We start from the raw sequence: 11,675 nt of genomic DNA on the forward strand, positions 1-11,675 counted from the left end.
CAAAGACGAAGGATTCTATGGCCAGCCAAATTAACGGGTCAAGAAAGCCTGTATTACGAAGACGACAGCTAGATGCTGTAAACCGGCTCTGGCAGCGGGTTTGCGCCCCGCGTGCCATTTGGCGCCAATTTGTGTCAAAAGGTATCTTTTGCCTTTCGGATCAAGGCGAAGACGCGATCATGTCCGGCTAGTGACTCGTCAATACTTGGCGATCGGCTCTCAATTGCGTCGATAACGGCGCTGTCGTCCCAGCGTAAGAATAGGTTGAGGCTGCGCTCTTCGGCAATCGTGGTCGGCAGCGTGGGCGCGTCATTCTCCCGTAGTGTGATGCAGCGACGCTCAAATTCTTCCAGCCCCGCATCTGATGGCAGTAGATCGCGGGAAAAACGGAGATTGGCCAGTGTGTATTCGTGGGCGCAATAGACCCGGGTTTCATCAGACAGTTTGCGCAGTTTCTCAAGAGAATGGCGCATTTGTGCTGGAGTACCCTCAAACAGCCGGCCGCAACCACAGGCGAACAGCGTATCCCCGCAAAATACAGCCGGGGCGCCATCAATCGCCGTCGACGTCGTGACGTAGGCGATATGGTCGAGTGTATGCCCCGGTACTTCCAGCACTGAAAAGCTGATCCCGCTCCAGTTGAGGGTATCACCTTCGGAAAGTGGTACTGTGGCGCCCTTGAAAGGGGACTCTTTAGGGCCGTAAACGGCACCCGGCCGGTATTGCTCGGCCAGCGCTGGAACCCCGCCGACATGATCCGGGTGATGATGCGTGATCAGGATTGCATCAAGTTCGAGGTTGTTGGCTTTGAGATGCTCCGCGACCGGCTCAGACTGTCCCGGGTCAACAATGAGTGCCTTTCGAGTGGAGGTGTCGGTGATACACCAGATGTAGTTGTCACTGAATGCTGGAATCGGCGTAATAGAAAACATGGCGATGGCTGCGGTTGTTGGAATGAACTTGTTATCATAATGGATTGATGGGCAGGTCCCAAAATCCGAGAGGCTGTTGCTTTACGTTGCGTGGCCGTTTTCGAACCTCCTCTCAAGCGTGATCTTGCCACCACCCAGGGAACGAATCATGAAGTCTTCGAGAACCCCGATCGATTACAACGAGCAGCGTGAGGAGTTTGAAACCTGGTTTCAGTCGCCTCTCGGGCGTGCGCTGTTGGCGGACCAGCGACGAAAGGTAGAGTGGGTCACCCGGGAATTTACCGGTGCTCATCAATTGCTTGTGTCGGTCAGCCATCGTTTGCCGATTGCGACCACAACTGATTTCAGCATGCGTATGATGACAACGCCGCGATGGGCCGCAAACCTGTCGGATGGTGTCGTGGTTTCTGATGCTGCAGAGCTTCCGTTTCCATCCGAATCAATGGATCTCGTGGTGCTGCATCATACTCATGATTTCGCGGAGCAGCCCCACCAGGTTGTCCGGGAAGCGACCCGGGTACTGCGTAGTTCAGGGCATCTGATTATTATCGGTTTCAATCCGATAGGCCTCTGGGGTATCCGAAAGCTGATATCACGCCGGCGTCACGCGCCATGGGGTGGGCGTTTTGTCTCGCCGGGACGGGTAGAGGACTGGCTCAATCTGCTCGATTGCGAGCTGGGTGATGTCTGTCGTGGCTTTCACCGACCGCCTATACGTAAGGCTCACGCCCTTGACCGGCTCGGCTTTATGGAGCGCCTGTTCAATCGGCTTCCTCTGCCAGGAGGCGCTTATTACTGCATCAGCGCGGAGAAAAGGGTGCTGGCGCGTACAGAGACCCGCCGGCGGTGGCGCAAGCAGGCCAAACAACCCGTGGCAATGCCAGTTGCGGGTTCGGTCAGCGCGCTCAGACCGCACCGGCATTCAACCAAAGATTCTCAACAGGAAAGGCATTCATGACAAACAAGGTCATTCTCTACACCGACGGCGCATGCAAGGGGAACCCCGGGCCAGGCGGGTGGGGCGCATTGCTGAGCTATGGCAAAGTGGAAAAGGAATTGTTTGGTGGCGAGCGTAATACCACCAATAACCGTATGGAGCTGATGGCTGCCATTGAGGGGTTGCGGGCGTTGAGTCGTGTTTGCAGCATCGATCTCTATACCGACTCCCAATATGTCCGCAAGGGCATTACCGAATGGATGACCAACTGGAAAAAAAATGGCTGGAAAACAGCCGCCCGAAAGCCGGTAAAAAATGCCGATCTATGGCGGATGCTGGACGAAGAAGTGGGGCGTCACGATGTGCGCTGGCACTGGGTCAAAGGCCATGCCGGTAATCCCGGTAACGAAAGGGCAGATGGTCTTGCTAATAAAGGCGTTGAGAAAGTAGCGTCATCACGTTGAAATTATTGATTTTACTCCGGAGCATCTATGCGCCAGATTGTACTGGATACTGAAACAACCGGTATTGACCCCGAACAAGGTCACCGCATCATTGAAATCGGCTGTGTCGAAATGATGGAGCGAAAGCTTACGGGGCGCCATTACCACGTTTACATTAACCCTGAGAGGGAAGTCGAGGCGGAAGCGATCTCGATCCACGGCATCACCAACGAGTATTTGGCTGATAAACCGTTATTCCGGGATGTGGCGACAGAGTTCTTCGAGTTCATCAAAGGCGCCGAGCTCGTCATCCACAACGCGGCATTTGACGTTGGCTTTATCGACGCTGAGTTCCGTCGTCTGGGGACTGGCTGGAAAGTAGACGATCATTGCGGCGTGCTGGATACCCTGGCCATGGCGCGCGCCAAACATCCGGGGCAGAAAAACAACCTGGATGCACTGTGTAAACGCTACGGTATCGATAACAGCAACCGTGAGCTTCACGGGGCATTGCTGGATGCCGAGATATTAGCTGACGTATTCCTGCTGATGTCAGGTGGCCAAACGGCATTGTCACTCGACGCCAACGCTGGTGGCGAATCAGGTGATACGGGAGGGATTCGCCGCTTGTCAGCTGAGCGTCCGCAGTTGAAAGTGGTGCGGGCGAGCACGGAAGAAACGGTTGCTCATGATGAATTCCTGGATGTTGTGGCCAAGGCCGGAGGAGAGGCGATCTGGATCAGGAATCAAAAAGGGCCCGAAACGGCCTGAGCACGCCGTGTCTGCCACCTCGGTTAAACTCGGTAAAATAAGTACACAGAGCCGTTCTTGAGCAACTTGAATTTTGTGTTATAAGTAAAGGTTAGTTCGCGAATTTTTCTGTCATGGATGACCTCGGGTTTGATCAATCCGGCGCGAATTGGCAGAGCTTTCGGTACTTGTTTTGAGTGCCGCCTTGTTGCCCGGCACAGGTTTGTTGTGGTCATGCTGTCTTCGCACACAGCATTCCGAAACCTGATCGGGAGCGATGAATACTCAATAATAAAGAATCGGGTGGTGCCGCATTTGCGGTCAGAGTCGTCACCTGACTATTCGGCAGAGGAAGCGGTGCTCTCCGCATTGTCTATGGGAAGCGTTATTTTATGGTTCAATCGTCTTTAGCGACGAAGTCTCAGTCGTTTGATCTGGTCAAAAATGAAATTGAACAGACCATCAAACAGGCGGAGGCCAGCCTCGAGCGCTTTCAGGAGAATCGGGAAAGCGGGGAGGATCTTCAGAACTGTGTCGATTTTCTGAACCAGCTTCGGGGTATATTCGTTCTGGTAGAACTGCGGGGTGGCACTCTGCTATGCCAGGAAGCAGTGGCTGTCGCAAACGACGTACCCGTTGGTGCAAACGACGACAAAAATAGTCTGCTGACTGCGCTCAGCGGTGCTTTGTTTATCCTCCGGCGTTATGTCGAATACTACCAGCAGCAGCGCGCTGACCATCCTGAATTATTGCTTCCCATTACCAATGACCTGCGCGAATCGCGTGGCGAAAAACCCTATCCGGAATCCTGCTTTTTTGAGGTTACTGCGGGCAAACGTCCGGATTTCTGCGCCAGTATGAATTTGCCCGCTCTGGGTGACAGTGAATCGGATTTTGAGATACATGCCCGCCGCATGCGGCTGATGTATCAGATAGGCCTGCTGGGTGTGCTGCGGGAGCGAAACGAGCGGGTCAGTCGTAAATTGATTGCACGTGCCGCCAAAGGCTTGGCACGACTGTGCAATGGAGCACCGATGGGGCAGTTGTGGTGTCTGCTGTCGATGGTTGCCGAAACCATGCAGGATCGCAACATGGGTTTCGGTAAATCCCGTAAGCGGCTTTTCATGCGTATCGAGAAGTATACCCGCGAAATTGTCTATATCGGCAAGGTTGCAATCGCCAAGGATGCGCCGGATTCACTGTTCCGTGAATTGCTTTATATCCTTTATCGCAGTGGTTCAGCCAATCCCGAGGTGACACAGACCCTCAGCGCTTATGGTGTTACGCCAACAGAGTTTCCGGAAAACATTATGGAGGCGCATCGCAAACGCCTTTATGGACCGGGGAGCGATGTCCTCAAGTCTCTGTCAACCGCTTTGCAGGAAGAGCTCAATCAACTGAAAGACAAGGTTGATATCATCGAGCGTGGCATCGAGCCGGACCTGAGCGAATTTACGTCGATTGCCGTATCGCTGGAGCAGCTGGCCAACACATTGTCGATGCTGGATCTGAACAAACTGACTGATCTTGCACGCAGGGAAGCGGCGTTGCTGCGTTCCTGGCATGCAGACAACCGGTCGCCTGACGATGATGAGCTTTACAGTCTGGCGAATGCCGTGCTCAGTATCGAAGATGCCGCCATGCAAATGGTAGCAAGAGGCATTACGACTGAAACGGATTCGTTGGCAATTGGTAAGCAGGGTATCGACGAATCAACCTACTTGCGCGAAGCTCATATTGTCGTCGGTGACGAGGCTCGGGCAGCGCTGACACTTGCGAAGCGGGCGATCACCGCATTTATCGAATCCGATTATGACAAGCTGCATCTCGCAAACTTGCCAGCGACGCTCCATAGCATCTGGGGCGGATTCATGATGCTCGAAGATGAGCAGGGATCTGCTGTATTGGCGCGGGTTGCAGATTCCATTCAGGGTAAATTGCTGGATTCCCGAGAGCCTCCGTCACCCGCTGTACTCGAAGCGCTGGCTGACGCACTCACATCCCTGGAATACTACATCGAAAGCATCGGCACCCGTGATGAGCGTAATCAGGATCTGCTGCGACTGGCACAGGCTTCGTTGCAGGATGTGGGGCTCTAGGCACATTTCAGACTAAAAAGTCAGCTCCTGAAGGCGTAGACTGCATTTCCCGGGTGTTTCACAACGGAGTGTTCTATGTCTCAGGATGTTGCCCTCATTTCGCTGGCGGTCGTTGGCGGCCTTCTCATGCTTCTTGGGCTGGCGTTTTTTATCCGTCCACGTTGGCTGCTGAGCTGGTTCAAAGGCACCTTCGCCTTGTTGCTGATTGCCGCAGGTGGCTACGCTGCGGTTTTGGCACTCGACCTGCGTCACTACCAATCCCTCGACAGTCTCGAAACCATCGCAACCATAGGTGTTTCCAAAACCGGTCCCCAGGTCTGGCGGGTACGCCTTGAGCGCAATGAGCAGAAGCCTCTGGATGTCGTGGTGAGGGGCGATCAATGGCAGATTGACGCTCGCATTATCCGCTTTGCTGGCCCGCTAAGCTGGCTCGGCGTGAAGCCGGCCTATCGTCTGGAGCGGCTCAGCGGTCGCTATGTCAGCCTCGAGCAGGAGCGATCCGGTAATCGGACGGTTTATGATCTGGGGCAAGAATCCTGGTTTGATAGCTGGACCATGGATCAGTCCTATGGCTTGCCGTTTGTTGAGGCGGTATACGGTAACGCAACGTTTATGCCGCTGAAGGATGGTGCGATCTTCGATGTGCGTCTGTCCAGCACGGGTCTGGTTGCATTACCTGCAAACAAGGAAGCGCAAAGCGCGATGGAGCAGTGGTTTCCCGCCAGGGATAACGGCCAGGGATAGGCGTTTGAGAATGGCTTGAATCAGCTTATGCGGATAGTGCAGGGAAGGGGTTGAATCCGGAGCGGAAGGGACCCTTCCTGCTCCGGGTTCTGGCTGACGATTACTCGCCCATGCTGAACAGTTCGCCCAGCTTCGTTGCCAGCATCATGTCGCCTTCAGCGCGGAGCTGACCGGCCATGAATGCCTGCATGCCGTCAGTTTCGCCTGACACGATACCCTCGAGTGTTTCTGAGTTCATGATCAGGGTAACTGATGGGTCGTCGTGTGCGCCTTCCTGCACGTCGCAGGTGCCGTCTTTGATGACGATGTGGTAGGTCTTGTCGTCTTCAATATCGAACTGGAAAACCAGATCCAGGCCCTGTGCCGCGTCGGCGTTAAAGCTCTGTTCCATCTTGTCAAAAATCTGAGCTACAGACATTGTTATACCCTTATTGGTGTGCGTCCAAATATCGTTGGAACCGAAAGCCTCCGGGGCCTTTGTCAGCGCTGGCTTTCGGCGAAACCTGTTCGACTTTATGGGGAGGCTGACATTCTGTCAAGTTCGATCGAACGCTTGTTTGAACTTTTGTGAATGCTGGCCTGTCATGCCGGGGCGCGGCTCGGTTACAATCATTCCCCATTGTCTGAAGCACGGATGATCCAATACGTCACCGCTGCTTGATTAGTCGATCCTATTTTGGAGAACCGATTTGGAATTTTTGACAGACTACGGTCTTTTTCTCGCCAAGGCAGTCACTATTGTTGCTGCAATTTTGATTGTTATTACCGCGATAGTAGCCGCGGCGCACCGAAACAAGGGTGATGATGACAGCGAAGGCGAGCTTCACCTCAAGAAAATGAACGCATCCTACAAACGGTTGAAGGACAGTCTGGAAGAAAAGATGCTGTCCGACGAAGAGCGAAAAGCCTGGGACAAGACACGCAAGAAAGAGAAGAAAGCCGAGCACAAAGCGCTCAAGGCGAAGGCCAAGTCAGGCGATCCAGTCGAGAAGCCGGTTAAATCGCGGGTCTTTGTGCTGGATTTCGATGGCGACATCAAGGCCAGCGATACCGATGGCTTGCGTAAATCAATCACGGCCGTGCTTAGCGTGGCTGAGCCCGGCAGAGATGAAGTGGTGGTGCGTCTTGAAAGTGGCGGTGGCCTGGTTCATTCCTATGGATTGGCGTCCGCTCAGCTTGATCGTATTCGCGCGCGCGGCGTTGCATTGACCGCTTGTGTGGATAAAGTGGCGGCCAGCGGCGGTTACATGATGGCTTGTGTTGCAGATCGCATTATTGCTTCTCCGTTCGCTATCCTGGGGTCGATTGGTGTCGTTGCCCAGCTGCCGAACTTTCATCGCCTTCTTCAGAAAAATAATGTCGATTTTGAAGTACTGACCGCTGGCGAACATAAGCGTACTTTGACGGTGTTTGGTGAGAATACGGAAAAAGGTCGCGAGAAGTTCCTTGAAGATCTTCAGGATACCCATGTGCTTTTCAAAGAATATGTCAGCGAGCGTCGGCCTGCCGTTGATATCAACGCCGTTGCGACTGGTGATATCTGGTTTGGTCGTCGGGCGTTGGACGTAAAGCTAATTGATGAACTCAAGACATCAGACGAGTATCTGATCGAGGCTTGTGATCGTGCCGATGTACTGGGCGTAAACTTCCGCCGCAAGCGCACCTTGCCCGAGAAACTCGGACTGGCTGCCAGCACGGCGCTTGAACACTCAGCCGTGCGAGTGCTGAGCATGTTCCGGAACAGGAATATTCTCTGATCACAAGTCGTCTGCCGCCGTTGCAGCGTGGCATTGTTATCGCTCAAACTGCCTGGCTGGTTGATTGCCGTAGGTCTTGAGCTTTTGTCCTGTGACGGCTTTCATTCAGTGCAACTTCCAGACACAGCACATCAAAGGAGACCACATGAGCAACTTTCAGGCTTGGCGGGTTCATGAAAATGATGGCCAGTACACTGGCGCTGTCGAAACGCTGGACACAGCCGATTTGCCGCAAGGCGACGTGTTGATTCGTGTGACGCATTCGTCGCTCAACTATAAAGATGCGCTGTCGGCTTCTGGCAACAAAGGGGTGACCCGACACTTTCCGCATACCCCAGGCATTGATGCTGCCGGTGAAGTAATCGAAAGCGTGAGTGAGCAATTTTCGGTGGGCCAGCAGGTGCTGGTTACGGGATATGATCTGGGTATGGGAACTGCCGGCGGGTTTGGTGAGTATATCCGCGTTCCTGCCGAATGGGTGGTGGGTATGCCTAATGGCTGGAGCGCCCGCACGGCTATGGTATATGGTACGGCAGGCCTGACCGCCGGCCTTTGCGTTAGCAAGCTTTTGCGCATGGGGGCTTCCCCCGATCAGGGACCTGTTCTGGTGACCGGTGCAACTGGCGCGGTTGGGACCGTCGCTGTCGAGATACTGTCTACTCTTGGATTTGAGGTCACAGCGATGTCCGGTAAAGCGGATATGGTTGATCAGCTAAAGACGTTGGGTGCAACTGAGGTTGTGGGGCGTGACCTGCTTGAGTCTCAGAAAAAGCCAATGTTGAAGCCGAAGTTCGCAGCGGCAGTTGATACCGTTGGCGGGGAGCCGCTTGCCGAGGTGCTCAAGCAGTTGCTTCCCGGAGGCTCTGTGGCCTGTTGTGGTCTCGTAGCCGGGATGGACGTTCCGACGTCGGTATTCCCGTTCATCCTGCGTGGCGTTAACTTGCTGGGCGTCGACTCGGTGGAAATTCCATTGGCCGACAAAGAGGCCATTTGGTCGCGTTTATCCGGCGATTGGGCGTGCAGAAAAACCGAAAAAAATGCCTGTGAGATAGGTAAGGAAGATCTCGGAGATGCGCTGGCGGCCTTTCTGAGAGGGGAGTCGTCGGGCAGTGTGGTGCTTTCGCACGTTATCTGACAGATCATCATCAGCTTCGGGCTGAAAATAAAAAAGACGGCCAAGGCCGTCTTTTTTATTTCTGCTTGTTTTAACCGGCTGCTGATCAGGCGGTGCGGCGACGGAACAGGGGTTCTTTAACGTCAACTGCAGCCTGGTACGCATTGCTGAATACGTTCAGGCAGCCATCTGCCTTGTTAATATCCTTGTCTGCACGCAGCACGTAGCTATCAAAGCCGCAACGCTTCATATAGAACAGCTGATCCAGTAGCACGTCGCCAACGGCGCGTAATTCGCCGGTATAGCCGTGTCTTTCCCTAAGCAGGCGCGCAATGCTGTAACCACGGCCATCGGTAAATTTGGGGAAGTTCACGGCGATAAGCGGCAGTTGGTTCAGGTCACCGGCGACAGTTTCCGGCTCGTCATGACTATCAAACCAGACGCCAATATCGTTGCGGCCGGCAAGCGCATCCTGATTCTCGTTCCAGACCGTAACCGGCAGCAGTGCGGGGCCGTCTGGCAATTGCAGGGAATCACCTTCGACAGGAGCGCTGACCAGTGTCCACAGGTCGTCGTTATGGATACCGTCTTTGCGAATAACATCAGGCATAAACACGCTCCTTGAAGGGATCGATTCCAATGCGTCGGTAGGTATCAAGAAAGGTTTCTTCCTCGGTACGGCGTTCGACATAGACATCAACGATTTTAGAGACCACGCGGGGCATCTCTTCCCGGGCGAAAGAGGGGCCGAGAATCTTGCCAATTGCAGCATCACGTTGTGATGAGCCGCCAAGTGACACCTGGTAAAATTCCTCGCCCTTCTTGTCGACACCCAGCACGCCAATGTTACCGACGTGATGGTGGCCACAAGCGTTCATGCAGCCGGAAATATTCAGGTCGATGTCGCCCAGGTCGTAAAGATAGTCGAGGTCGTCAAACTCGCGCTGAATCGCTTCTGCAATCGGAATAGACTTGGCATTGGCCAGTGCGCAGTAGTCACCACCGGGGCAGCAAATAATGTCTGTCAGGGTGTTCAGATTGGCGGTACCGAAGTCCATCGGGACGATGGTTTTCCAGAGTTCGAACAACTGGTCCTGACGCACATCCGCAAGCACAACATTCTGCTGGTGGGTCACGCGGACTTCGCCGAAGCTGTATTGATCTGCAAGATCGGCGATTTGCTCGAGTTGCTTATCGCTGACATCACCCGGCGGTACACCGGTTTTCTTCAGTGTCAGTGTCACGATGCTATAGCCAGGCTGTTTATGGCTATCGACGTTTCGCTTGACCCAGTTATCAAAAGCTTTTGATTCACCTCGGGCCGAAACCAGCGCCGATGGCTCATTTTCAAGAGACTGATAATCCGGCTCGGTGAAGAAAGTTTTCACGCGGTCGATTTCTTCCCGGGTCAGACGGGTAGGGCTGTCCTTGATGTATGCCCACTCGGCTTCAACCTTTTCAGCGAAGCCGGCGGGTGTCATCGCTTTCACCAGAATCTTGATGCGTGCCTTGAATTTGTTATCCCGGCGCCCGTAGCGGTTATAAACGCGCAGTACAGCTTCGAGATAGGTCAGCAGATCAAGCTCGGGCAGGAATTCCCGAATAACCGGGCCTACCATAGGTGTTCTGCCAAGGCCGCCACCGACATAGACGCGATAACCCAGTTCGCCGGCATCGTTGCGTACCATTTCAATGCCAATATCGTGCACCTGAATGGCTGCGCGGTCGGTGCTGTCGGATGCGTTGACCGCTACCTTGAATTTGCGTGGCAAAAAGGCAAATTCAGGATGGTAAGTGGACCATTGACGAATCAATTCGCAGTACGGGCGTGGGTCAATCAGCTCGTTAGACTGGACCGCTGCAAACTGATCGGTGGTGGTGTTCCGGATGCAGTTACCGCTGGTCTGGTTGGCATGCATTTCGACTTCGGCAAGCTCCGCCAGAATATCGGGCACGTCCTCGATTGCCGGCCAGTTAAGCTGAACGTTCTGCCGGGTAGTGAAATGCGCGTACCCTTTATCATAGTCTCGGGTAATGCGGGCAAGACGACGCAACTGAACAGACCGCAGCATGCCGTAGGGCACGGCAATTCGCATCATCGGTGCGAGACGCTGCACATACAGTCCGTTTTGCAGGCGCAGCGGAAGAAATTCTTCTTCACTTAATTCGCCCGCTAATGCACGATCGGTTTGACTCCTGAACTGAGCAACGCGCTCAGTCAGAATCTGGCGATCATATTCGTCGTAAACGTACATAAACCTGTTCCCGGGGACGGTTGTGTTGCAATTTGGCGGCTAAGATATCAGCTTTGCCTTATGCGCAAAATGATTATTTCTAAATATGCTAATAGCCTATTGGACTTAAAACAAAGTGGAAGAGCGGCTGTTTAATGCATAGGCTTGATTGGTATAAAAAGTTTTGAGCTATGCTGTGGCGGGTGCTTGAACGCAGCACCTGAATAAGCCTTTAGGCAGAGCCTCTGCTTATGATAACAAAAACACGTTTTGCGAGGAGTATCTGAATGAGCAAGAAATCTACCCGTACTGATAGCCAGGTCGATTCTATTGCGGCTGTTGTGTTGATTTTGTTGGTGGTCGCGATAGCGGTGACCTGGGTCAGTGGACAGTAATTTCAGCCCTGGTTTCCGTATGCATGGATGACCCATTGCACGACCAGCGCGATGGTCACGACAAAGCCCAGTACAAAGATAATGCCCGCGACAATATAAGGTAAAGGGCTGTTACTGGAAAAGTCCTCTTCCCGCCGGCGGTTTGACTGCACGCCAAGGGCGCCGGCCAGCACTGTCTGGATTATCTTGAGGAATCCCGGTTTTTTCTTACGGGTATCGTCATTTACAGGCGGTACTGAATTGGCAGTGTGCTTGTCGCTCATTGCGATG

General features: G+C 53.7%; 12 protein-coding genes. 7 read left to right on the forward strand and 5 right to left on the reverse strand.

The window, feature by feature from the left end:
• Window positions 1-134 precede the first annotated feature (134 nt).
• Entirely contained in the window at window positions 135-932 is a 798-nt protein-coding gene (gene gloB, locus ACUN9X_RS11020; RefSeq protein WP_445473077.1) for a hydroxyacylglutathione hydrolase, read from the reverse strand.
• Window positions 933-1,080: 148 nt separating this feature from the next.
• Here gloB and ACUN9X_RS11025 point away from each other — a divergent pair, with 148 nt between their 5' ends.
• The 5 genes from ACUN9X_RS11025 (at window position 1,081) to ACUN9X_RS11045 (ending at window position 5,905) form a co-directional block, all read left to right on the forward strand.
• Window positions 1,081-1,890, forward strand: coding sequence for a class I SAM-dependent methyltransferase (locus tag ACUN9X_RS11025; protein ID WP_445473078.1), 810 nt, complete (start codon window positions 1,081-1,083; stop codon window positions 1,888-1,890).
• Window positions 1,887-2,333, forward strand: a complete 447-nt coding sequence (gene rnhA, locus ACUN9X_RS11030; RefSeq protein WP_445473079.1) for a ribonuclease HI — start codon at window positions 1,887-1,889, stop codon at window positions 2,331-2,333. The genes ACUN9X_RS11025 and rnhA overlap by 4 nt, the downstream gene beginning before the upstream one ends.
• Window positions 2,334-2,360: 27 nt before the next feature.
• On the forward strand, window positions 2,361-3,083 hold the full coding sequence (dnaQ, locus tag ACUN9X_RS11035) for a DNA polymerase III subunit epsilon (protein WP_260035614.1): 723 nt from the start codon (window positions 2,361-2,363) through the stop codon (window positions 3,081-3,083).
• Between the two features lie 371 nt (window positions 3,084-3,454).
• Entirely contained in the window at window positions 3,455-5,161 is a 1,707-nt protein-coding gene (locus ACUN9X_RS11040) for a chemotaxis protein (protein WP_260035615.1), read from the forward strand.
• Between the two features lie 75 nt (window positions 5,162-5,236).
• A complete protein-coding gene (locus tag ACUN9X_RS11045; protein ID WP_445473080.1) occupies window positions 5,237-5,905 on the forward strand; it encodes a multidrug transporter in 669 nt (222 codons plus the stop codon).
• A 100-nt stretch (window positions 5,906-6,005) separates the two neighbouring features.
• Here ACUN9X_RS11045 and ACUN9X_RS11050 read toward each other — a convergent pair whose 3' ends face one another.
• A complete protein-coding gene (locus ACUN9X_RS11050; protein ID WP_260035618.1) occupies window positions 6,006-6,323 on the reverse strand; it encodes an SCP2 sterol-binding domain-containing protein in 318 nt (105 codons plus the stop codon).
• A 271-nt stretch (window positions 6,324-6,594) separates the two neighbouring features.
• Between ACUN9X_RS11050 and sohB the strand changes: the two genes are divergently transcribed.
• The gene (sohB, locus tag ACUN9X_RS11055) at window positions 6,595-7,662 is read left to right on the forward strand and encodes a protease SohB (RefSeq protein WP_445473081.1); all 1,068 of its coding nucleotides are present in this window, start codon (window positions 6,595-6,597) and stop codon (window positions 7,660-7,662) included.
• Between the two features lie 145 nt (window positions 7,663-7,807).
• On the forward strand, window positions 7,808-8,797 hold the full coding sequence (locus tag ACUN9X_RS11060; RefSeq protein WP_445473082.1) for an oxidoreductase: 990 nt from the start codon (window positions 7,808-7,810) through the stop codon (window positions 8,795-8,797).
• Between the two features lie 85 nt (window positions 8,798-8,882).
• Here the strand turns inward: ACUN9X_RS11060 and ACUN9X_RS11065 are convergent, their stop codons facing one another.
• The 3 genes from ACUN9X_RS11065 to ACUN9X_RS11075 form a co-directional block, all read right to left on the reverse strand.
• On the reverse strand, window positions 8,883-9,386 hold the full coding sequence (locus tag ACUN9X_RS11065; protein ID WP_445473083.1) for a DUF934 domain-containing protein: 504 nt from the start codon (window positions 9,384-9,386) through the stop codon (window positions 8,883-8,885).
• Entirely contained in the window at window positions 9,379-11,031 is a 1,653-nt protein-coding gene (locus ACUN9X_RS11070) for a nitrite/sulfite reductase (protein WP_445473084.1), read from the reverse strand. Before ACUN9X_RS11070 ends, ACUN9X_RS11065 begins: the two co-directional genes overlap by 8 nt.
• 376 nt (window positions 11,032-11,407) lie before the next feature.
• Entirely contained in the window at window positions 11,408-11,668 is a 261-nt protein-coding gene (locus ACUN9X_RS11075) for a DUF2970 domain-containing protein (protein WP_445473085.1), read from the reverse strand.
• Window positions 11,669-11,675: the final 7 nt, after the last annotated feature.

This window comes from Marinobacter sp. V032 (assembly GCF_052645435.1).